Origin of the sequence: Hymenobacter properus (assembly GCF_015694735.1) — a bacterium.
In the GTDB taxonomy this organism is placed as follows: domain Bacteria; phylum Bacteroidota; class Bacteroidia; order Cytophagales; family Hymenobacteraceae; genus Hymenobacter; species Hymenobacter properus.
This window is the reverse complement of the sequence record NZ_JADQDP010000002.1, coordinates 1,171,054-1,193,104: the sequence shown is the minus strand read 5'-3', so window position 1 is coordinate 1,193,104 and position 22,051 is coordinate 1,171,054. Positions and strand designations below refer to the sequence as shown.

Annotated in this window: 18 protein-coding genes; 17 read left to right on the top strand and 1 reads right to left on the bottom strand. The window is 62.8% G+C overall.

The window, feature by feature from the left end; translation table 11 throughout:
* The first annotated feature begins 115 nt into the window (after positions 1-115).
* The 3 genes from I2I01_RS11200 (at position 116) to I2I01_RS11190 (ending at position 5,896) form a co-directional block, all read left to right on the top strand.
* Positions 116-829 carry an SDR family oxidoreductase gene (locus I2I01_RS11200; RefSeq protein ID WP_196286524.1) on the top strand — a complete coding sequence of 238 codons (714 nt, stop codon included), beginning with the start codon at positions 116-118 and terminating at the stop codon, positions 827-829.
* Between the two features lie 311 nt (positions 830-1,140).
* Positions 1,141-4,362: a SusC/RagA family TonB-linked outer membrane protein gene (locus I2I01_RS11195; protein ID WP_196286523.1), complete on the top strand. Its 3,222-nt coding sequence runs from the start codon at positions 1,141-1,143 to the stop codon at positions 4,360-4,362.
* A gap of 13 nt (positions 4,363-4,375) precedes the next feature.
* The gene (locus tag I2I01_RS11190; RefSeq protein WP_196286522.1) at positions 4,376-5,896 is read left to right on the top strand and encodes a RagB/SusD family nutrient uptake outer membrane protein; all 1,521 of its coding nucleotides are present in this window, start codon (positions 4,376-4,378) and stop codon (positions 5,894-5,896) included.
* A gap of 171 nt (positions 5,897-6,067) precedes the next feature.
* On the opposite strand, the gene I2I01_RS11185 is transcribed toward I2I01_RS11190, so the two are convergent.
* Positions 6,068-6,787, bottom strand: coding sequence for an RDD family protein (locus tag I2I01_RS11185; protein ID WP_196286521.1), 720 nt, complete (start codon positions 6,785-6,787; stop codon positions 6,068-6,070).
* 130 nt (positions 6,788-6,917) lie between these two features.
* Between I2I01_RS11185 and I2I01_RS11180 the strand changes: the two genes are divergently transcribed.
* From I2I01_RS11180 to I2I01_RS11115, 14 genes are all read left to right on the top strand, one after another.
* Complete coding sequence (locus I2I01_RS11180) at positions 6,918-7,877, top strand: stage II sporulation protein M (RefSeq protein ID WP_196286520.1); 960 nt, start codon at positions 6,918-6,920, stop codon at positions 7,875-7,877.
* Positions 7,878-7,894: 17 nt separating this feature from the next.
* Positions 7,895-8,851, top strand: coding sequence for a hypothetical protein (locus I2I01_RS11175; RefSeq protein ID WP_196286519.1), 957 nt, complete (start codon positions 7,895-7,897; stop codon positions 8,849-8,851).
* 53 nt (positions 8,852-8,904) lie between these two features.
* Positions 8,905-9,906: a hypothetical protein gene (locus I2I01_RS11170; protein ID WP_196286518.1), complete on the top strand. Its 1,002-nt coding sequence runs from the start codon at positions 8,905-8,907 to the stop codon at positions 9,904-9,906.
* A 59-nt stretch (positions 9,907-9,965) separates the two neighbouring features.
* Positions 9,966-10,811, top strand: a complete 846-nt coding sequence (locus I2I01_RS23560) for a DUF4129 domain-containing protein (protein WP_196286517.1) — start codon at positions 9,966-9,968, stop codon at positions 10,809-10,811.
* Positions 10,811-12,346: a DUF4350 domain-containing protein gene (locus I2I01_RS11160; RefSeq protein ID WP_196286516.1), complete on the top strand. Its 1,536-nt coding sequence runs from the start codon at positions 10,811-10,813 to the stop codon at positions 12,344-12,346. Before I2I01_RS23560 ends, I2I01_RS11160 begins: the two co-directional genes overlap by 1 nt.
* The gene (locus I2I01_RS11155; RefSeq protein ID WP_196286515.1) at positions 12,343-12,618 is read left to right on the top strand and encodes a hypothetical protein; all 276 of its coding nucleotides are present in this window, start codon (positions 12,343-12,345) and stop codon (positions 12,616-12,618) included. Before I2I01_RS11160 ends, I2I01_RS11155 begins: the two co-directional genes overlap by 4 nt.
* On the top strand, positions 12,619-13,734 hold the full coding sequence (locus I2I01_RS11150) for an AAA family ATPase (RefSeq protein ID WP_211537911.1): 1,116 nt from the start codon (positions 12,619-12,621) through the stop codon (positions 13,732-13,734).
* A gap of 142 nt (positions 13,735-13,876) precedes the next feature.
* A complete protein-coding gene (locus tag I2I01_RS11145) occupies positions 13,877-14,428 on the top strand; it encodes an NADAR family protein (RefSeq protein WP_196286514.1) in 552 nt (183 codons plus the stop codon).
* Positions 14,425-15,774: a DUF58 domain-containing protein gene (locus I2I01_RS11140; RefSeq protein WP_196286513.1), complete on the top strand. Its 1,350-nt coding sequence runs from the start codon at positions 14,425-14,427 to the stop codon at positions 15,772-15,774. Before I2I01_RS11145 ends, I2I01_RS11140 begins: the two co-directional genes overlap by 4 nt.
* Positions 15,775-15,899: 125 nt before the next feature.
* Entirely contained in the window at positions 15,900-16,748 is an 849-nt protein-coding gene (locus I2I01_RS11135; RefSeq protein WP_196286512.1) for a fibronectin type III domain-containing protein, read from the top strand.
* Between the two features lie 69 nt (positions 16,749-16,817).
* Entirely contained in the window at positions 16,818-18,875 is a 2,058-nt protein-coding gene (locus I2I01_RS11130; protein WP_196286511.1) for a beta-N-acetylhexosaminidase, read from the top strand.
* Between the two features lie 182 nt (positions 18,876-19,057).
* The gene (locus I2I01_RS11125; RefSeq protein ID WP_196286510.1) at positions 19,058-19,630 is read left to right on the top strand and encodes a hypothetical protein; all 573 of its coding nucleotides are present in this window, start codon (positions 19,058-19,060) and stop codon (positions 19,628-19,630) included.
* 69 nt (positions 19,631-19,699) lie between these two features.
* On the top strand, positions 19,700-21,157 hold the full coding sequence (locus I2I01_RS11120) for a hypothetical protein (protein ID WP_196286509.1): 1,458 nt from the start codon (positions 19,700-19,702) through the stop codon (positions 21,155-21,157).
* A gap of 26 nt (positions 21,158-21,183) precedes the next feature.
* The gene (locus I2I01_RS11115) at positions 21,184-21,804 is read left to right on the top strand and encodes a 3'-5' exonuclease (RefSeq protein ID WP_196286508.1); all 621 of its coding nucleotides are present in this window, start codon (positions 21,184-21,186) and stop codon (positions 21,802-21,804) included.
* Positions 21,805-22,051 lie beyond the last annotated feature (247 nt).

Sequence of the window (22,051 nt, the reverse complement as noted above, 5' to 3'; positions counted from 1 at the left end):
CCCATTGGTAGCCAAATGGCAGGCGACGGGCGTTGTTTTGGATAAGTCCGTGTAGTTCGCGGCCTTTTTGTGCGTAAACTTCGGCCCCACTTCTTTAAGCCAATCCCGAACCACCATGCGCGTTTTCATCACCGGAGCCAACCGAGGCCTGGGCCTCGAACTAACCCGCCAATACCTGGAGCGCGGCGACCAGGTGTTTGCCGCCAGCCGGCAGCCTACCCAAGCCACTGAGCTGCAACAGCTAAAACAGCAATACGCCGACCGCCTTGTGCTGCTGCCCCTCGACGTGGCCAGCGCTGACTCCATCGCCGCCGCCGTGCAGGCCGTGCAAGCCAACACCGATGCGCTCGATGTGCTCATCAACAACGCCGGCGTGTACCCGCACGCGGGCTCGGGCGATGCCCACCAGCGCCTGGGCCAGCTCACCCACGACGATGCCATCGAAACCCTGCAGGTGAACGCCGTGGGGCCGCTGCTGGTGGCGCAGGCGCTGCTGCCGCTGCTGCGCGCCGGCCAGCGGGGCCGCATTCTGAGCATCTCGTCGGGCCAGGGCTCCCTCACCTGGAAAGCCACCGGCGACCCTTACCACTACAGCGCCAGCAAGGCAGCCCTCAACATGTACATGCGCAGCCTGGCCGCCGAGGTGGGCCATATGGGCCTGATTTCGGTGCTCGTAGACCCGGGCTGGATGCGCACCGACATGGGCGGCGACCACGCCACCCAGGAGCCCGCCGACTCGGCCCGCGGCATCATTCGCCTGGCCGAGCAGCTTCACGCCGACGAAAACGGCAGCTTCCTCACCTGGCAGGGCCAGCACGTGCCCTGGTAAGCCACTCATTAAAGCTGCTTGAAGTAAAAAAGCCCGCCGAGTTAGCTCGGCGGGCTTTTTTTATTCTTATATTCTGACAGACAGAATATTGTTAAATTCTACGGTTCAGCAATCATAGTGTCAATTGGTTGAGTCACCTGCATTATTTGTCAATTAACAAATTTTTTACCAAATTCCATATTCTTGAAGTATTTTCCTCTAAACTGGAATTGATATTAAAAAAATTAATGCCAACGCGCTTGTACTTTGGGAAATATCAATTCTATATATTCGCCACCACTCTCACCATTTTTTCAGTTTCCATTTAACATATGAGAAGAACCTTACTCCACCTTATAACCCCGCTGACGGTGCTTACCACGCACGTGGCATGGGCCCAGGACCGCACGGTGACCGGCACCGTAGCGGGCGCCGACGGGGCATCCATTCCGGGCGTGACGGTGCTCGTAAAAGGCACCAAACTCGGCACTTCGACCGACGCTGATGGCAAGTTCTCCATTGCGGCGCCCTCCACGGCCAGCACGCTGGTGTTTTCCTATGTGGGCTATGCCACGCAGGAAATTGCCATTGGCGACCGCACGAACGTTTCCGTTAAGTTGGCTACCGATACCAAAGGCCTCGACGAAGTGGTGGTGGTGGGCTACGGCACCCAGGCGCGCCGCGACCTGACGGGCAGCGTGGCCTCCATCTCGGGCAAAGAAATAGCCACCGCGCCGGTGCAAAGCTTCGACCAGGCCTTGCAGGGCCGGGCCCCGGGCGTGAACATCACCACCCCCAACGGCGTGCTGAACAACCCGCCGGTTATTCGCATCCGCGGAGTCAACTCCATCAACCTAAGCTCGGCGCCGCTGATTGTGATTGACGGCATTCCGGCCTTCAGCGGCAACAACTCGGCGCTGAACAGCGTGCCCAACAACCCGCTCAGCAACCTGAACCCGGCCGACATCGAAAGCATGGAAGTGCTGAAAGATGCTTCGGCCTCGGCCATCTACGGCTCGCGGGCTGCCGGCGGCGTCATTCTGGTGACCACCAAAAAGGGCCGCAAAGGCCAGAGCCACGTGAACTACGACACGTGGGTGGGCTGGTCGAAGCCGGTGCGGCTGTACAACGTGCTGGGGGCGCAGGACTACGTCACCATCAAGAACGAGGCCGTGCGCAACCTCAACGCCAACCGCCGGGCCATCAACCAGCCGGCCACCAACGTAGAAGGCTTCAAGTTGGCTGACGCCAACGGCAACGCGGCCGACACGCGCTGGTACGACTACATCTACCGCACGGGCTTCTCGCAGTCGCACAACCTGAACTTCTCGGGCGGCACCGAGAAAACCAGCTTCTTCTCCTCGGTGGGCTACACCAAGCAGAAGGGCATGATTGTGAACAACGACTTCCAGCGCATCTCGGCCCGCCTGAACGTGGACCACAAGGTGTTCAGCCGCTTCACGGTGGGCATGCGCGTGGGCTACTCGGGCACGCAAAACTCCTCGCCCAACACGGGCTCGGTGGGCGACAACTCGTTTGGCTCGGCGGGCCTGGGCCGGGTGCCCATCCTGCTGCCGCCCAACATTGCCCCCTACAACCCCGATGGCACGCCCAACGTGAGCGGCACTAGCATCGGGGCCGGCCCCAACCTGAACCCCTCCAACGGCGCGCCCTTCGTCGTCGGTTTCATCAACCCGGTGGTGGACATCGCCAACAACCGCTTTACCTCCGACGGCAACCAGATAGAGGGCAGCGTGTACGCCGACCTGGAACTGCTGAAGGGCCTGAACCTGCGCACCACTTACGGCGTCAACAATATCTCTTTCGAAGACAAGGCCTTCTACACGCCGCGGGCCGGCTCGCTGACCCCGGCTGGCGAAGCCGACAACTACTACCGCACCAACAAGCGCTGGAACTGGCAGAACACCCTGCAGTACGACCGCACCGTTGGCGAGAACCACAACTTTTCGCTGCTGCTGGGCAACGAGCAGCAAAATACTGACATTCAGCGCTGGGGCGCCAGCCGCACTAGCATTGCCGACGACTTTTTCACCACCTTCCAGGGCGGCTATACCAACATCGCCTCGTCGGGCCAGTTTCAGGGCACCAACTACCTCGTGTCGTTCTTCGGCCGCCTGAACTACAACTACGCCCGCAAGTACCTGGCCACGGTGAACGTGCGCCGCGACGGCTACTCGGCCTTTGCCAAGAAATACGGCAACTTCTACGGCGCCTCGCTGGGCTACGTGGTGTCGGAGGAAGGCTTCTGGAAGAACTCCTCGTTCGCGCAGACTTTCTCGTTTCTGAAGCTGACCGGTAGCTACGGCAGCGTGGGCAACAACCAGGGCATCGGCGACTTTGGCTTCCTGCAAACCTATTCGTCGGGCCTGTACGGCAGCAACGCCACGCTGTATTTCAGCGCCGCCGGCAACCCCAACCTGACCTGGGAAACCAGCAAGAAAAGCGACGTTGGCCTGGCCTTCGGCTTCTTCCAGGACCGCCTGCGGGGCGACTTCTCCTACTACAGCAACCTGGTGGACGGCCTGATTCTGGACGTGCCCCAGGCACCCTCCAAGGGCATTCCGAACGTGGCCAACAGCGGCACCGCCGCACCCGGCACGCTGGGCAACGTGCTGGCCTCGAACGTGGGCTCGATGCGCAACCGGGGTATTGAGTTGAACCTGACTTACAACGCCTTCCAGGGCAAAGACTTTACCTGGACGGTGAGCGGCAACCTGACCACCCTCCAAAACCGGGTGCTGACCCTGGCCACCGAAGGCCAGCGCATCGGCACGGCCACGGGCGGCCTCGAAACCTCGAACTTCACGGAAGTGGGCCACTCGGTGGGCGAAATCCTGGCCGTACGCTCGCTGGGCGTAAACCCCGCCAACGGCCGCCGCATGATTCAGAAGGCCGACGGCACCGTGGTAGAATACAACCACCAGGGCACCACCGGCCCGGGCTCGACGGGCTGGACCATCAAGGGCACCGACACCAACACCACGGCCCCCACGCAGCTGGTGGACGGCGTGTACTTCGGCCCCACCCTGCCCACGTTCTATGGCGGCCTCGACAACACCTTCCGTTACAAGGCCTTCGACCTGGGTGTGTTCATCCAGTACTCGGGCGGCAACTACATCTACAACGGCACGAAATCGGGCCTGCACGACCAGCGCTTCTGGAACAACGAAGTCGACATCATGGACCGCTGGACCGAAAGCAACACCAACGCCAAGTGGCCGCGGGTGGTGTACGGCGACAACGTGTCGAACGGCTCGGCCCTGGTGATGTCGTCGAACGTGGAAAAGGGTGATTTTGCCCGTGTGCGCCAGCTCTCGCTCGGCTACAACTTCGGCCAGACGCTGCTCACCCGCGTGAACGTGGCCAGCGCCCGCCTCTACGTGCAGGTGCAAAACGCCTTCCTGCTCACCAAGTACTCGGGCATCGACCCCGAGATTTCGACCAACGGTGCCAACAACACCGGCGCGGGCGTCGACCGCAACTCCGTGGGCCAGGCCCGGACCTACACCGTGGGCTTCAACATTGGCTTTTAACTGACTTCTTCCGATGCAGATATTTCGCAACAACAAGGCGGCCGCGGCCTTATTCGCGGCATTTTTAGGCCTGGGTGCCGTGTCGTCGTGCCAGAAGGACAAGCTGGACCCGGCTCCCCAGACGGTGTTTTTCGACAAGGTGGTGTTTGATACGCCCGCCCGCGTCGAGCTGCAGGCCAACGCGCTGTACAGCTACGTGAAAACCGGCATTTTCCTGGGCGGCCGGGTGCAGATTTTTGGCGACATCCGCGCCAACGACTTCCTCAACCGCGCCTCCAACCTGGTGACCGGCACGGCCGTGTGGAACCACACGCTCACCGAAACCTCGCAGAACGACGTCATCAATACCTGGGGCGCGGGCTACGCGGCCATTAACCAGGCCAACGTGTTTCTGGCCGGCATGGACGCCAACGCCGGCAAGTTTGCGGCGGCGCCGTTCCCGGCCGACTTTGCCACCAAGGCCAACAACTACCGCGGCGCAGCCCGCTTCCTGCGCGCGCTGTGCTACTACCACCTGCTGCAGTTCTACGCCCGGCCCTACACCGACGGCGCGGGCAGCCGCCCCGGCCTGCCCCTGCGCCTGAAAGCCGAAACCGACGGCACCGGCAACGACCTGCCGCGCAGCACCGTGGGCGAGGTATACACCCAAATTCTGGCCGACCTGGATTTTGCCGAAGCCAACCTGCCCCTGACCTACGGCGCCACAGCCAGCACCCTGAACGTGACGCGCGCCCACCGCAACACGGCCATTGCCCTGAAAACCCGGGTGTACCTGAGCATGGGCCGCTACACCGACGTAATTCGCGAAGCCGACAAGCTGGTGCCCGCTGCCGCACCCTTCGTGGCTCCCAGCGGCGTGCCCAACGCCCTGAACCCGTCGATAACCGCCGTGTTTGGCGGCTCGCAGGAAACCACGGAAAGCATCTTCTCGTCGCCCTTCACCGTGGCCGACGGCCCGGGCACCCAAAACCAGCTGGCTTACTACTTCCTACCCCCCGGCGCGGCCAACGGCGGCAACGGCGAATACGGCCTGAACACCGGCGCGGGCGGCATCCTGGCCAACCCCGCCTTCGCCGCTACCGATGCCCGCCGCACCAACTTTGTGCAGGTGGTGGGCACCGAGTCGTTTCTGAAAAAGTACGCCTCGGGCACCAACACCAGCTCGCCCTACACCGACAAGGCCCCCATCATTCGCTACGCCGAGGTGATGCTGAACCTGGCCGAAGCGCGCGTGCGCTCCACCAACAGCGTGGATGCCCGGGCCCTGCTGCTGCTCAACGCCGTGCGCACCCGCTCGAATCCGACCGGCGCCTACACCACCTTCGCCTCGGTTTCCGACTTCACCGACGCCCTGCTGCTGGAGCGCCGCATCGAGTTCCTGGGCGAAGGCCTGCGCAACATCGACATCATGCGCCTGAACGCCCCCATCCCCGGCAAGGGCACCATCTCGGCCGTCAACCCGTCGGATGTACTCTACGTGTGGCCCATTCCATTCACGGAGCTGTCCACCAACAAATCGATGACGCGCAACTAGGTTGAGCACGTCATGCAGAGCGCAGCGAAGCATCTTTACCGCTTCGTTGGGCCGATTTAATTAGCATTGCGGTAAAGATGCTTCGCTGCGCTCTGCATGACGCACTAGAATGAAAAGCGGCTTGCCCTACTTGGGCAAGCCGCTTTTTTATGCCTTTAGGTGTGCCATCTGCTACGCAGTGGCAGCCAGGTGCGCGTGGTCGCGCAGCACGGTTTGGAGGAAGGGGCCGTCGGGCAAATCGGTACGGATGCCGGTGATTTCCTTTACCTTATTGGCAATCTCATTCAGCACCTCGTAGTTGCCGCGGGCGCTGGCTTGCTGCGCCAGCTGGCGGATGAGGGCCACGTCGTGGTCGGCCAGCAGGGCGGCTTGCGGAAACACGGGCTGGTAGCCCGCAATTGGGCTGAGGCCGGGGGCCAGCGGCGAGGTGGCCTGCGGACGCACCTTCACCACGGTGGTGCCGGCGGCCAGGTCGCCGAGGCGCTGCCCACGGCCGTTGGCGGCGATGGTGATGATGGCCACCAGCCCGCCCATGATGCCGGTGTCGATGATGCGCAACAGCCAGCGCAGCAGGTAGTCGCCCACGCTGGGTGCGGTGCCGTCGAGGCGCATCACGCGGATGTCGCGGGCCCGCTTGCCGAGGCTTTGGCCGTTGAAAAACACTTCGCAGATGAGGTGGTAGAACACGAAGGGCACGCCCCCCAGCACCCCCAGAAACACTGTTGACGTGCTGCCTTTCATTTCCATGGCGGCCATCATCATGCCGCAGGCCAGCAGCCAGGCGCCCAGAATAAGGTTGTCGAGTATGGCCGCCACGATGCGGTCGCCGAGACTGGCGACTTCGTATTCGAGCGAAACGTTTTGGGCGGTGTGGACGCGGACGGTAGCCATGCGGAGGGTTGGGAATTTCCGACGAAGAAACGCCAAAACCGGCGCCGCGCAAAACTTCGGAGCAGCCCGGCCCTACGCGGCTGGTTGGGTGGCAGCGGCTTCCTATCTTTAAGGCCTTCAACCCTGCCCCATGCGAGAAGCCGTTTTTCTGCGCCAGAACCAGGAGCGTTGGCAGCAGTACGAAAAGCGGCCCCAGGTGGGCCCCGACGAGCTGGCCGCCCGCTTTGTGGCCCTCACCGACGACCTGGCCTACGCCCAGACTTTCTACCCTACCTCGCCCACCACGGCCTACCTCAACGGCCTGGCCGCCAAGGTGCACCAGCGCCTCTACGCCAACAAGCGCCAGGACCATGGCCGCTTCGCCCGGTTTTGGGCCGTGGAGCTGCCACTGGTGGTGGCCCGGCACCACCGCACGCTGGCCTTCACGGCCGTGCTTTTCCTGGTATTCACGGCCCTCGGGGCGCTGTCGGCGGCCTACGACGACTCGTTTGTGCGCGTCATTCTGGGCGATGGGTACGTGAACCAAACCATCGAAAACATCCGCCGGGGCGACCCCATGGCCGTGTATAAGAAGGAAGGCGAAACGCTGATGTTTCTGGGCATCACGGCCAACAACATCTACGTGGCCCTGCGCACCTTTGTGCTGGGCGCCACGCTGGGCGTGGGCACGCTGGTGTCTATGTTTCGGAATGCGCTGATGCTGGGCGCGTTTCAGTACTTTTTTCACCACTACCACGTGCTGAAGGCCTCGGTGCTCACCATCTGGATTCACGGCACACTGGAGATTTCGGCCATCATCGTGGCCGGGGCGGCGGGTTTTGTCATGGCGCGGGGCATGTTGTTTCCGGGCACATTCAGCCGGGCAGAGGCCTTCCGAATGGCCGCGCGCGACGGGCTTAAAATGGCCATCGGGCTGGTGCCCATCTTCGTGACGGCCGGCTTTCTCGAAGGCTTCGTGACGCGCCATACCGAAATGCCGCTGGCCGCCAGCCTGGGCATCATCGGCACGTCGGCGGCCTTCATTGGCTGGTACTTCGTGGTGTATCCGCGCCAGCTGATGCGGCGGCAGGCTACTGTTTCTCTCTCTTAGCTTTGGTTTAGTTATTTATGCGCTTGTCTTTTACCCAGGCGGCTGATTTTTACCGCGAGCGGGACTTCGGCCAGAAAATCTCGGCCACCCTGGAGTTTCTCGGCGCCCACTGGCGGCCGCTGGGCCGGGTGCTGGCCTACGTGATGCTGCCCGCGCTGCTGGTGCGCAGCGTGTTGCAGGCCCTGATTCAGCACTACCTGCCTATGGTCTTTTCGCGGCCGGCTGTCGGCACCCACATAGACAGCACCTACGCGCTGCAGCTGCAGGCCAGCATGTGGAAAACCATTTTCACTTCGTCGGCTTACTGGACTAGCTCGCTGGTGGGCTCTATTTCGTTTTCGCTGATGGTCGTCAGCGTGTACGGCTACCTGGTGCTGCTGGCCCGGCGCCGCACGCCCGGCCCGCCGCCCACCGTAGCCGAGGTATGGGCCCTGGCGCGGTACGAGTTAGTAGGTACTTTTGTGTGCCTCTGGGGCGTGGGGGTGCTGGTGGGAATGGGCTTTTTCTTCCTGGCCATCCCCGGCATTTACCTCAGCGTAGTGCTGAGCTTGTTCTTCATTGTAAAGCTGAGCGAAGGCAGCGACTTCGGGGCCACGTTTAGCCGTTGCTGGCAGCTGATACGGGGCAAGTGGTGGTCCACGTTCGGGCTTATTGCCATTGCGCTGCTGCTCTACTACGTGGTGCTGGCCGGCATTGGCGGCGTAGCGGTGATGGTTTCGGGTGGGTTTTCGGACTTGATGCAGGCGGCACGCACCAAGTCGCCGCTGCTGCAGGTGGTTGTTGGCTGCATCAACAGCCTTTCTTCGCTGCTGTTCTACCCGCCGCTGCTGCTGGTGCTGGCCTTTCAGTATTTTAACCTCGTGGAGCGCCAGGACGGTACCGGGCTGCGCCTCCTGGTCGATTCGCTGGGCCAAACGGCCGCGCCGCAGGTAAGCAACGCTGCCTACCAGCCCTACGACGAAGGCGAGTACTAACGCCCCGACTCGCCACCGTCGAACACCCACCTTCCAATTTCTACTGCACTGTGATGCAAGCAAAAAGCAGATTTACCCACGAGGCCGATTTCCGGCGCGAGCGGGATTTTGGGGCCAAAATCAGCGCCACGTTCGAGTTTGTGGCGGCGCAATTCAAGCCGCTGCTGAAGTGCCTGTTCTACTTCGTGCTGCCCGGGGCGCTGCTGGCCGGCATCGGCATGGGCTTGTTCATGGGCCGGTTCCTGAGCATGGTGCCGAATGCATCGTCCCGCTACGGCGGGCCGGGCCGGCTTGCCCAGTCGTACAACCCGGCCAACCCGTTTGCCAACTTCACGTCCGTGCTGGGCGTTGGCCTGATGATGGTAGGATTTCTAGCGGCCTTCCTGCTGCTGTCGAGCACGGTATACGGGTTTGTGCGCGTCCGCATGGCTACCCCGCCCCACGAGCAGGTGCAGCCCAGCCGCGTGTGGGCCGTGGTGTGGGCGCGGCTGGGTAGCGTGATTGGGTCTTTCCTGCTGCTGGGCATCATCCTCACGATTGGGATGGGCGTGGCGGGCGGCGCCCTGGCCCTGATTGGCCCGGGCTTCGTGGTGCTGCTGCTGCCGCTGCTGCTGTGGGTGATGGTGTGCCTGTCGCTCTACTTCCCGGCCCTGTGGATGGAAGATGGCAGCGTGACGGGCGCGTTCCGCCGCTCGTTCTACCTGATTAAGGGCAAGTGGTGGTCGACGTTCGGCTTGTATATGATTATCACCTTCATCACCGGGGTCATCAACTACCTGTTCATTCTGCCTTTTTACGCGCTGATGATAAGCAAAATGCTGCTGCACTGGCAATTCGACACCGAAATCCTAGGCGTGGCAACTATGACCTTCTACGCGCTGGGCTGGGTGTTCACGGCGGTGCTGCCGCTGGTGGCCATGCTGTTTCAGTACTTCAACCTAGTGGAGCGCCGCGAGGGCCTGGGCCTGCGCCAAATGATAAACCAACTGGGCCAAAGCCCAGCGCCGCAAGTGAGCAACGCCGCCTATCGCCCCGATGAGGAGGGCGAATACTAGCGCCCGGCGGCTAGCTTTGAGCGAATTATTATTGAGAAAGCCGTTGTCCCCACGTTGGCGTGCGTAAACTTTTGGTTGAGAAGCTTAAGCTGAAAAAGGCTGGCCCGGGCGGCTGTTTGGCCTGGTGCCTGCTGGTAGTCGGCTACCTGGCATTGGCGGGTGCCGCGCAGGCAGCGCCCGCGCCCAAGCCCGTGCCCCCGGCGGCAGCGGCCGAATTTCGCCCCCGGCCGCTGCCGCCCGACCGCATCACGCCCCTGCCCACGCGCCGTCTCGACGCCGAGCGCCTGCGCGAGCTGGCCAGCCAGCGCGACTTCCGTTACGTGGAGCCCAGCGCCCGCACCGATGCCTGGGAGGCCTTTTGGGCGCGCATCTGGCGCTGGCTGGGCAACTTGTTCGATACGCCCACCGGCCGCGTGACGTGGAAATACGGGGTTTACGCCGTGGCCCTGGCCGTGCTGGTGTACGCCGTGCTGAAGCTGATGCAGGTGGACGTGACGGGCGCCTTCGGGCGCGCGGGCCGGCGTGGGCAGCTCGAATACGACACGGCCGGAGAGAACATTCACGAAGTAGATTTCCGCACCCGCATTGCCGAGGCGGAAGCGGCCGGCAACTTCCGCCTGGCCACCCGCCTGGGCTACCTCGAAGTGCTCAAGCACCTCACCGACGGTGGATTCATTCAGTGGCAGCCCGACAAGACCAACCACGCCTACCTGACGGAGCTGGCCGCCGGGCCGCTACGCGACGCTTTCCGGGCCGCCACCCGCGAGTTTGAGTACGTGTGGTACGGCGACCTGCGCCTCAACGCCGCCCTCTACCAGCAGGCCCGGGCCAGCCAGCGCGCTGTGAGCAGCCTGCTCGCGGGCCGACCTGCGCCGGTTTCGGCCGCTATTCCCCAGTCCGCCTGATGCCGCAACTCACCACCTTTCGCCTGTATTTGCTGGGGGTAGCGCTGCTGTTTGCAGGCTACGTGACGCTGGAATACAACCGGCCCAAGCCCCTGGACTGGAGCCCGACTTACAGCAACAAAGACAAGATTCCCTACGGCACCTACGTGCTGTACGACCAGTTGCCACGCCTGCTGGGCACCGACTCGGTGGAAACCGTGCGCCTGCCCGTGTATAGCCAGCTCACCGGCCTCACCTACGACGATGCCGCCCCGGACCCGCGCATGCGCCGCGTGGAAGATGGTGTGCGCCAGGCCATGCGCGAAGCCCACGAAGCGCATACTGCCAACGAAACCGAAGCAGCTACCGCCACCTCCGACTCAGCCACCGTAGCCGCAACGCCCGCCGCCGACACGGCCGCTGCCGATTCGAACTCATCAGTTGCCGATAACGAGACAGAGGAAGCTGACACCACTGCAGCCGCGGCCGACTCGACCACGACAACCGTGGCCGAGGAGCAGTGGGATGAAGACGAGGAAGAAGAGGCCGCGGGAGCACTGCCGCTCCGGGCCGGGCCGGCCAACTATTTGTTTGTTAACGAGGGTTTTGATTTAGGCCGGCTCGACGCCCGCGCGCTGCTGCAGTACGTGGCCCGTGGCAACAATGCTTTCGTGGCCGCCAAGTACTTCCGCAGCCAACGCGGGCTGCTACGCGACAGCCTGGGCTTCCGGATAAAAGAGCTGGCGCCCGTCACGACCAAGGGCTATAAAGGCATTTTTGCCACCGATTCGGTGGAGTTGCGCTTCACCAACCCGGCCTTGGCCAGCGCCCATATCCGCCTGCCCGGCACCAGCGTGGAGCAGTACCTCGAAGTTGATTCGGGCCGCGTGGGGCGCACCCTGGCCACCGACGCGCGGGGCCACGCCGTATTTGTCCGCATTGATTACGGGCGCGGGCATTTCTATTTGTGCACCGCGCCGGTGGCCTTCACCAACTTCTACCTGCTGAAGCCGCGCAAGGCAGCCTTTGCCGAAGCGGCGCTGCGGTATTTGCCGGTGCGCCGGGCCTGGTGGGACGAATACATGAAGCAGGGGCCGGTGGGCGAGCAGTCGCTGCTGCGGGTGGTATTCGCCCACGACGCCCTGCGCTGGGCTTACTACCTGTGCTTGTTTGGCGGCCTGCTGTTTGTGTTGATTGAAGCACGCCGCCGCCAGCGCATCATCCCCACCATCAAGCCCTTGCCTAATACCACGCTGCTGTTCACACGCACCGTGGCCAGCCTCTACCGCCAGGGCAGCAACCACGCGCTGATTGCCGAGAAGAAGGTGGCGCTGTTTCTGGATTACCTCCGCCACCGCTTCCAGGAAACCAACCCCGACTTTGCCGACGCTGACTTCCGGGAGCGACTCAGCCAGAAATCGGGCTTGGCCCGCACGCGGGTGGATGAGCTGTTGCGGCTGGTGAATTTCGCCCGCACCGCGCCGCAAATGACCGACCAGCAGCTGATGCAGCTGAGCAAGGCGCTCAGCGATTTTAAGCGGGAGGCCGGCCGATGAACTCCAACCTGCTCACCGTGGCCCGGCTGGCCGTGCTTATTAAGTACGGGTGGGATTTGCGGCATTTCTACAAACGCAGCTCCGCCGAAGAACAGGCCCTGATTGAGGGCCTGGACTGGAACGCAATGGCCGAGCTGCTGGAAGACCTCAAGCGCTACCACCGCCAGCTCGTTTCGCCGGAATACGCAACTAAAATCCACGCGGAACTCCTCGCGGTCTGTGCCGACGAGGAAACCGCCCAGACCTTCATTGGCTACGCCAGCACCCTCTAAATGGAAAACGAAAACCCCGACCTGACCTCCCCTACCCCGGCCCCCGACGCCACGGGCAGCACCCCGCCGTCCGCCGCTAATACGACTGCCGAAGCACCTGCCGCGGCCGAAACACAATCGGCCGCCGAAGCAGCTACTGGCCCAGCAAACAGCTTTGGGCCGCGCACCGACTTTGCCCGCCTCACGGCCCAAACCGAGGCCATCAAGGCGGAAATCGGCAAAATCATTGTGGGCCAGCAGGACCTGCTGGAACTACTGCTCACCGCCATTCTGGCCGATGGGCACGTGCTACTGGAAGGCGTACCGGGCGTGGCCAAAACGCTCATGGCCAAGCTGCTGGCCCGCACGTTGGAAGTGCCATTCAGCCGCATTCAGTTCACGCCCGACCTGATGCCGAGCGACGTGCTGGGTACCTCCGTATTCCGGCAGAATAAGGCCGATTTTGAATTTCGGCCGGGCCCCATCTTCGCCAGCGTAGTACTGATTGACGAAATCAACCGTGCCCCTGCCAAAACCCAATCGGCCCTGTTTGAGGTGATGGAAGAGCGGACCGTGACGCAGGACGGCACCACCTACGGCATGCCGGAGCCCTTCCTGGTGCTGGCCACCCAAAACCCCGTGGAGCAGGAAGGCACCTACCGCCTGCCCGAAGCCCAACTCGACCGTTTCCTGTTCAAGCTGCACGTGGGCTACCCTTCGCTGGCTGAGGAGGTGCAGATTTTGCAGGGCCACCACGCCGGCTTCGGCGGCACCAACCTGGAGGCCGTGCAGCCCATCCTCAGCGCCGACGACTTGGCCTCGCTGCGCCGGCAAGTGCGCCAGCAGCGCGTGGAAGCCAATATTCTGGAATACATTGCCAAGCTGGTGGGCCAGACGCGGGCGCACAAGTCGCTGTACCTGGGTGCTTCGCCCCGCGCCTCGCTGGCTTTGCTGAACGGCGCCAAAGCCCTGGCTGCCCTGCGCGGCCGCGACTTCGTGACGCCCGAGGATGTGCAGTTTCTGGCCCCCAGCGTGCTGCGCCACCGCATCATGCTCACGCCCGAGCGCGAGATGGAAGGAGGCACGCCGGATGATGTGGTGAAACAGATTATGCAGCAGATTGAGGTGCCGCGTTAAATTTTATGGCAACTAGCAAAACGTCATGCTGAGCGCAGCCGAAGCATCTCTACCGCGCGAGTAAAATAAATTACTGTTGCGGTAGAGATGCTTCGGCTGCGCTCAGCATGACGTTCAGAATTAATGCCGCTTGGCTAATCCTATGCTCTACTCCACCGCTTGGCTCCTCGACCAACTCGCACAGAATGCCCGGGTCAAGTACCTGTTTTTCTGGGGGCACCAGCCCAGCAAGGATGGCATAATTACTAAGTCCTGCCTGAGCCAGTGGTGGGTAGCCGATTTTACGGTTGATAACATCACCTACCGCTCCACCGAACATTGGATGATGGCCGAAAAGGCTCGGCTATTCAATGACGAAGCTGCGCTGGCCCGCATTCTGGCCGCCAAAAGCCCGGCCGAGGCCAAGAAGCTGGGACGCGAAATCATGGCTTTCGTGCCCGAGGTGTGGGAAGCGCACAAGTACGAGATTGTGAAAACCGGCAACCTGCACAAGTTCAGCCAGAATCGGGAGCTGCTGAAGTTCCTGCTCTCAACCAACGACCGGGTGCTGGTAGAAGCCAGCCCCGTCGATACCATCTGGGGCATTGGCCTGGCGGCCGATTCGCCGGATGCCGAAAACCCGGCCCGCTGGCAGGGGCCTAACTTGCTGGGCTTTGCCTTGATGGAAGTCCGCGACCAACTACGTAACGCATGAGCTTTTTCCTGACCCGGCGCTTTTTCCTGCTTGTTGGCCTTTTGGCCGTGGGCTTCGTGGTGGCCTTTTTTCTGCCCTGGCTACTGGGACCGATGCAGATTGCGCTGGGCGTGTTCGGGGTGCTAGTGCTGCTTGATGCCCTGCTACTCTACGCACCTTCAAAGAGCAAAACGGTGCCCGTGTTTGGGCGGCGCGTAATGGGCGACAAGCTGGCCAACGGCTCGGACAACGACGTGCAGATTTACCTCGAAAACCGCTACCGCTTTCCCATTCGCACGGAAACGATAGACGAAATTCCGCACCAGTTTCAGCGGCGCGACGTGCTGTTTCGGGTGGCGGTGGCGCCGGGCGAAACGCAGATTATCAACTACCAACTGCGGCCCACCAAGCGCGGCGAGTACGAGTTTGGGGCGCTAAACATTTACGCGGCCACGCCGCTGGGGCTGGTGCGGCGGCGCTTCCGCTACGAGCAGGGCCGCACGGTGCCGGTGTACCCCTCGTTTCTACAGATGCGGCAGTACGAGTTGCTGGCCATCCACAACCGCCTCACGGAGGTGGGCGTGAAGCGCATCCGGCGGGTGGGCCACAGCATGGAGTTCGAGCAAATCCGGCCCTACGTGCCCGGCGACGACCCGCGCAGCATCAACTGGAAAGCCACCGCCCGGCGCACCGGCACCGGGGCGGCCGACGCACTAGTGGTGAACCACTTCCAGGACGAGCGCGCCCAGCAGGTGTACTGCCTTATCGACAAAGGCCGGGTGATGCGCATGCCCTTCGACGGGCTGAGTTTACTCGACTACGCTATCAACGCCACGCTGGTGGTCAGCAACATCGCCCTGCTCAAGCACGACAAGGCCGGGCTGCTCACCTTCTCCAATCGGCCCGGTGCCACCCTGGCCGCCGACCGCCGCCCCGGCCACCTGCTCAAGCTGCTCGAAATCCTGTACCGCCAGAAAACCAAGTACCTCGAAACCGATTTCGAACTGCTCTACGCCACGGTGCGCGCCCGCGTGAAGCAGCGCAGCTTGCTCATCCTGTTCACCAATTTCGAGACGCTGCACGGCATGCAGCGGCAGCTGCCCTACCTGCGCCGCATGGCCAAAGACCACCTGCTGCTGGTGATTTTCTTCGAGAACACCGAGCTGCGCGAGTACCTGGACGCACCGGCCGAAACGACGGAGGATGTGTACAACCAGACCATAGCTGAGAAATTTGCCCAGGAAAAGCGGCAGATTGTGCTGGAGCTGCAGCGCTACGGCATCTACTCCTTGCTCACGGCGCCGAAGGATTTGACGGTAAATACCATCAACAAATACTTGGAGTTTAAGGCAAGAGGGTTGATTTAGGGTGTAGGAGCGGGCCCGCCTCCACGTTGTGCAGCAGCCTTTTAATGACGGCAACTGTCTGGCCATTGTCGGGCGCACGGGGCGCCAGGCTGTCGTCGCTGGAACTTGTGCCCGCCATGCAAAAAATGTTACTCCTTGTCGCGTTGGTCGTCGTTTCCTTTGGCGCCGCCGCTCAGTGCAACGCGCCCGCCAACCTCATCATTACCAACGTCACGAGCACCAGCGCCACGCTCTCGTTTCCGGTGCCCAGCCCAACGCCGGTTAACTACGTCATCGTGTACCAAACGGCAAGCGGCGCTGGCCAAACCATCAACCCCGCCCCCACTGCCCCGCCCGTGGCCTTGGCTAACTTGCTGCCAGGCACGGTGTATACGGTGACAGTGACCAGCTACTGCGCCAGCGGATTTTCTGCTACTGTTAATGCCAGCTTTACCACTGGTTCGGCCTCGACCTGCCCATCCGTTACCAATCTGGTAGCCACCCGCACCGCTTCCACACTCAGCATCGCGGCCACAGCCACGCCGGGGGCTAGTGGCTATTTCATCGACTGCGCCACCACTTTGGGCACGCCAGTGGGCTCTGTGGCCACCGCCACTCCTCAATACACCTTCACCGGGGTGAGCCTTAGCACTGCTTACCGGGTGTGCGTTTCCTCCATTTGCCCCGGGGGTGGGACGCCAGTGGCCTGCATTACAAGTCCGGCGGCGGTGCTGGCCGCCCGCCCGGCCCTGGAAGCCGCCATTGGCCTGGCACCTAACCCTGCCTCGCAACGCGCCACGCTCACCTTGCCCGCCGACTGGAGCCGGCCGGGCGGCGAGGTACTCATCATGGACGTGCAGCGCGTAGTTCGCCGCCTGTCGCTGCCAGGCACCGCGCGGGTCGAGCTGGATTTGGCCGGTTTGGCGCCCGGGCTTTATGCTGTGCAAGTGCGGACCTCGCAGGGCACAGTGGCCAAGCGCTTGCTGGTGCAATAGCCCCGCTTATTTCCGAAGCGACGCACGGCGGCTGGCCGGGGGTGTGGCGACTGGCCGTAATTTGGCCGAATGATACGAATCCGAACTGCTTGGGCGGCGTGGCTGAGTTTTGGCCTGTTGCTGGGGTTGCTGGCCCCGGAAGCATGGGCCCAACCCACTCCCAACCTGCTCCCGCTGCCCGCCGAAATGCGCTGGGGCCAAGGCCGCCTAAGCCTCAGCAAGCCGCTGAAGCTGCAACTGGATACCTCGCCTGACCCGACCGTGCGCCCGGCCGCGCGTCGGCTGCTCACGCGCCTGCAGGGGCCGGCAGAGCCCGCCACTGGCCCGGTGCTACAAATCCGCTACGGCCGCGTGGGCAAGCCGGAGAAGTTTGACGAAGAGCGGTACTCGCTGCGCGTGACGCCGATGGGCGTGAGCATTGACGCGCCCACCAGCCTGGGGGTGCTGCGGGCCCTGGCCACACTGGAGCAATTGCCCATAGTCGATAAGAAACAGCGCTACCTGCCCGAAGTCGACATTCAGGACCAGCCGCGCTTTGCCTGGCGCGGGCTGCTGATTGACGCGGCCCGGCACTTCATGCCGGTGGCCGTTATCAAGCGCAACATCGACGGCATGGCCGCCGTGAAACTGAACGTGCTGCACTGGCACCTCACCGATGACCAGGGCTTTCGCATCGAGAGCAAAGTGTTTCCGCGCCTGCAAACGGTGGGCAGCACCGATGGGCTATTTTACAGCCAGGCCGAGGTGCGCGAGGTGCTGGCTTACGCGGCGGCGCGCGGCATCCGGGTGGTGCCGGAGTTCGACATGCCCAGCCACACCACCAGCTGGATAGTGGCCTACCCGCGCCTGAAATCCAACGACTCAACCTACGCGCCCTACACGCTGTGGCGCACCACCAACGTAGCCATCGACCCCACCCGCGAAACCACCTACACCTTCTTGGATTCGCTGCTGACGGAGATGACGGCCCTGTTTCCGGACCCGTATTTCCACGCCGGGGGCGACGAAAACGACGGCCGCAACTGGCGACGCACGCCACGCATTGTGGCCTACATGAAGGCCAACAAGATGGTGAAGGCCGACGGCAAAACCGTCGACAAGCATCAGCTGCAAACCTATTTCAACCGCCGCGTGCTGGCCCTGCTGCAAAAGCGCGGCAAGCGCATGATAGGCTGGGACGAAATCCTCGGGCCTGACCTGCCTAAGGAAACCGTCATTCAAAGCTGGCGGGGCAAGAAGGGGCTGAACGACGCCGCCAGGCTTGGCCACCCCGTGCTGCTGTCGAGCGGCTACTACCTCGATTTGAACAACACTGCCGCCAGTTCCTACACCACCGACCCGCTGCCACCCGACTCGCCCCTGACGCCCGCCGAGCGCCAGCTGGTGCTGGGCGGCGAGGCCGCCATGTGGGCCGAATTTGCCGATTCGGTGGCGCTCGACTCGCGCATCTGGCCGCGGGCCGCGGCGGTGGCCGAGCGGCTGTGGTCGCCGCAGGCCGCCACCCAGAGCGTGGCCGACTTCTACCGCCGCCTGCCCGCCGTTTCGGCCGAGCTGGAGACGCTGGGCTTGCGCCACCGCATTGTGCCGGAACTGTTGCTCAAGCAAATGGCGGGTAGCGCCAATGTGGCGCCCCTGCGCACGCTGGCCGAGGTACTGGAGCCAGTGAAAGAATATAAGCGCCATTTCCAGGGCTTCAGCTACACCACCTCTACCCCACTGAATCGACTGGTGGACGCCGCCCCGGCCGAATCGGAAGTGGCCCGGCGCTTCGGCGTGCTCGTCGATAGCGTGCTAGCGGGCGGCGCCACTGCAGCGGGCCGCACCGCTGCCTCGCAGCGACAGGTGGCTGAGTTGCGGAACCAGCTGCGCTTCTGGCAGGCCAACGACGTGCTGCTGCAACCGCAGTTTCTGCTGAACCCCGCGCTGCGCGAGTATGCCCCGCTGTCGACCAGCCTTGCCGCCGTTTCTCAGTTGCTACTGGAGCGCCTCACGCAGCTGCAAGCCGGGCAGGCGCCATCGGCGACGTGGCTGGCGGCGGCCAAAACGACCTTGGATGCGGCCCAGGTACCGGCCGGGCAGGCGGAGCTGGCCATCGTGAAAGCCGCGCGGCGACTGGCGGGCCTTTAGCACCCCGCCAATTTCTGATACACTTTAGCCCTTTTTGCCACCCTATGTCAACATTCCGCATTCGGCCGGGCAGTTTCCGGGAGCTGCGCCCGAAGCTATTGGTTCGGCACGGTCTCTTCTGCCTGGCGCTGCTGGCCTTTTACCATTACACGTATTTCAACCCGGCTGAACCTAATTGGCCGGTGACCATCACGTTCAATCTGTTGATGATTGGCGTTTCGGTTTTTAGCTGGTTTTACAAGACTCCAAAGCAGGCCCGCTTATTCGAAAGCATGTTGCTCACCGTGAACGAGCAGGGCGTCACCCGCACGCAGCTAAACACCCCCACCAAGCACCTGAACTCAAACGAGATAGTTCGCATCGAACATTTCCCAACGGGCGAATTTGTCATCAAAGGGGCCAATAAGCTGGATACGGTATGGATGCCTGCGCAAGTGGAAGCTCCCCAGCAACTGGCGCAGGAGCTGCAGCAGTTGGGGCCCGTGCTGACCCCGCCGGCGCCGGCCTGGTACAAAAGCTACGCCTCCCTTCTGGGCTTGCTGATGCTACCACTCCTCTATTTTTTCATCACCAGCTCTAATAAAATAGTAGCGGTGGTGCTGGGTACCGTCTCAATCGGAAGCGTGGGGTATTCTTACTGGCTTATGCAGCGAAGCAAGGATATTGACCAACGCCTTAAGCGGTACAGCCATCTCAGCGTGCTGGTGTTGGTTTGGCTGGTGGCACTTCTCGTATCCAAGCTGCTGCCAGGGTAAGATGTCATTGCCTTTCCACTCCTTGCCAACGGGCGCCCCGTGCGCTGTGACTCATTAAAAATCTACGCGTTGCGCACATACTTTCTCCGGCTGGGACTGCTACTGGCGCTGGCGCCGTTTCTGCTGCTCACGGCGTTCAACCAGCCGTTTTTCGATGATTTTCGGGATGCCTACTGGACACGGCAGCACGGCATGCTGGGCGTGCAAAGCTGGCTGTACCTGACCTGGACCGGCCGCTACACGTCCACGGTGTTCATGACCTGGCTCAACCCGGTAACCTACGGCTGGCTGAGCGGCGTGAAGCCGATTACGGCCGCGCTGTTTGTGGCGCAGTGGCTCAGCATTGCCCATCTTGTGCGGGCGCTTTTTCACACGGCCTTGCGGGTGGCGTGCTCCTGGGCGGCGGCTTTTTGGGGGGCGGCGCTGCTGCTGGCGCTGTTTTGCAATGCCGCGCCCGCGCCGTTTTCTTTTCTCTATTGGTTTTGCGGGGCGGTGGCTTATCAGCTGCCACTTATTGGCCTGCTGAATTTCACGGCCCTGGCCTTGCGCGTGGGCTGGGGCCAGCCAGCGTATCCTTGGCGCACGGCTGCTTGGGCCTGCGCATGGCTGGTTTTGGCTTTGGTGGGCAACGAGCTGACGCTGGTGCAGGCGCTGCCGGTGCTGGCCGTGCTGGGCTACCTGCTGCCCGCGTCGGCGCGGCCCAAGCTCTGGCTGTGGCTGGCAGTGGGTGGTGCGGCTGCCCTGGCTGCGGTGGTAGCACCTGGCAACTGGGCCCGGGTAGTAGCCATGGCCCCGCCCTCCGACCCGCTGCACGCCTACCGCTGGCTGGTGCTGGGCCCCCGGGCCGCGTATTCGCTTGCTTTATTTCTCATCAAGCCTCAGATTTTGTTAAGCTTGCTGGCCGCGGCTGGCACGGGCGCATGGCTGGGCCACCAGCACCTCCCTACCGGCGGAAGGTTGATTTCGGTGAGCCGGCGCCTATGGTGGGGCTTGCTAGCCGCTTTTGGGGCGCTGCAGTTTGCTGGTTTCGTGCTGTTCCGCTACATCATTGTGGGGCCGCCACTCATGCGCGCGCAGAATGAGATTTTGCTCGTGATGCTGATTGCGACTGCTTTCCTGGCGTGGCTGGTGGCGCAGCAAGCGGCTATTCCCGTGATGGGCCGGTTTCGGTGGCTGCCCGCTGGCTGGGTGCCCGCCCTGCTGCTCACCGGGCTGTTCCTGACCGGCCATGTGCCCGAAGCCTGGCGCGAGCTGCTCACCGCCGCCCCGTCTTTCGATGCGCAGATGCAGGCCCGCTACGCGGTGCTGCGCGCTGCGCACCGCCGTGGGCAGCCAAGCGTAACGTTGCCGCCGCTGCGCCTGCCTTACGGCCGCGTGCTCATTCCGCTGAGCCAATTCAGCCACGATATTGAATTTGACATCGACCTCACCCCTGGTTGTGAGGGCAATATCAACGGGGTGATGGAGCGGTATTTTGAGGTGCCGGATGTGTGCTGCGACCCGCATGCCGCACCAATTGCTCGTTAAGTACGGCGCCCGCCTATCTTTCCGCTATGAAAACCGCCATTACCCAAGCCCTGGCCAATCTTAACTTCACGGCCATCGACTTTGAAACCGCCAACGAGCACCGGGCCAGCGCCTGCGCCGTGGGCGTGGTACGGGTGCGCGGCGGCCAGATTGTCGACGCCTACCAAACCCTGCTCCGCCCCCGCGTGCTGCGCGTCGACTGGCGCAACTTCCAGGTGCACGGCATTGCCGAGGAACGGCTGCACGACGCACCCACGATGGCTGACGTGTGGGCGGACCTGCTGCCCTACTTGCACGAGCAGCCCGTGGTGGCCCACAATTCGGCTTTTGACGTGAGCGTGCTCGAATACACGCTGCGCGATTTCGACCTGCCTATTCCGGCCTTTCACAGCCTGTGCTCGGTGAAACTGGCCAAGGTGTGCTGGCCCCACCTGGAGCGCCACAAGCTCGACCACGTGGCCGGCCATTTCGGCATCGCGCTCAACCACCACGACGCCCTATCGGACGCGCGGGCCTGCGCCGAAATCACGGTTCGGGCGTTCCGGTCGGGCACGGCGCTGCCCCTGTGCTACAAGCAGCGCGAACTTACAGCTGGGCTGGCGGCGCGGGCGGCGAAGACGACGGCCCGGGTTGGCGTGCGTATTTAACTTTTTTGCCATGCGAACCCGCCTCCGTTTTGCTTACGGAACGAGCCTGCTCCTGGCCGCTTCCTGTTGGGTAGGCTGCCAATCTTCTAAAACAGAAGAGCACGCTACGTCCAATGCTTCCGAAAAATCGGTTAACGGTTTGGCCCAGCAAGCGCTGCCGCTTTTGCGCGGGGCCTGGGTAAAAGCCGATTATTTGAAGGAGGTACAGCTGTCGAAGTCGCCGCTAAAGGCATTTAAATTGGCGGGC

What these genes read in the sequence shown, in the direction of transcription:
- I2I01_RS11160 (WP_196286516.1), top strand. Translation starts at nt 10,811, where the DNA reads ATGCCGCAACTCACCACCTTTCGCCTGTATTTGCTGGGGGTAGCGCTG.
- I2I01_RS11175 (WP_196286519.1), top strand. Translation starts at nt 7,895, where the DNA reads ATGCGCTTGTCTTTTACCCAGGCGGCTGATTTTTACCGCGAGCGGGAC.
- I2I01_RS11150 (WP_211537911.1), top strand. Translation starts at nt 12,619, where the DNA reads ATGGAAAACGAAAACCCCGACCTGACCTCCCCTACCCCGGCCCCCGAC.
- I2I01_RS11140 (WP_196286513.1), top strand. Translation starts at nt 14,425, where the DNA reads ATGAGCTTTTTCCTGACCCGGCGCTTTTTCCTGCTTGTTGGCCTTTTG.
- I2I01_RS11115 (WP_196286508.1), top strand. Translation starts at nt 21,184, where the DNA reads ATGAAAACCGCCATTACCCAAGCCCTGGCCAATCTTAACTTCACGGCC.
- I2I01_RS11195 (WP_196286523.1), top strand. Translation starts at nt 1,141, where the DNA reads ATGAGAAGAACCTTACTCCACCTTATAACCCCGCTGACGGTGCTTACC.
- I2I01_RS11200 (WP_196286524.1), top strand. Translation starts at nt 116, where the DNA reads ATGCGCGTTTTCATCACCGGAGCCAACCGAGGCCTGGGCCTCGAACTA.
- I2I01_RS11130 (WP_196286511.1), top strand. Translation starts at nt 16,818, where the DNA reads ATGATACGAATCCGAACTGCTTGGGCGGCGTGGCTGAGTTTTGGCCTG.
- I2I01_RS11135 (WP_196286512.1), top strand. Translation starts at nt 15,900, where the DNA reads ATGTTACTCCTTGTCGCGTTGGTCGTCGTTTCCTTTGGCGCCGCCGCT.
- I2I01_RS11145 (WP_196286514.1), top strand. Translation starts at nt 13,877, where the DNA reads ATGCTCTACTCCACCGCTTGGCTCCTCGACCAACTCGCACAGAATGCC.
- I2I01_RS11185 (WP_196286521.1), bottom strand. Translation starts at nt 6,787, where the DNA reads ATGGCTACCGTCCGCGTCCACACCGCCCAAAACGTTTCGCTCGAATAC.
- I2I01_RS11170 (WP_196286518.1), top strand. Translation starts at nt 8,905, where the DNA reads ATGCAAGCAAAAAGCAGATTTACCCACGAGGCCGATTTCCGGCGCGAG.
- I2I01_RS11180 (WP_196286520.1), top strand. Translation starts at nt 6,918, where the DNA reads ATGCGAGAAGCCGTTTTTCTGCGCCAGAACCAGGAGCGTTGGCAGCAG.
- I2I01_RS11155 (WP_196286515.1), top strand. Translation starts at nt 12,343, where the DNA reads ATGAACTCCAACCTGCTCACCGTGGCCCGGCTGGCCGTGCTTATTAAG.
- I2I01_RS11190 (WP_196286522.1), top strand. Translation starts at nt 4,376, where the DNA reads ATGCAGATATTTCGCAACAACAAGGCGGCCGCGGCCTTATTCGCGGCA.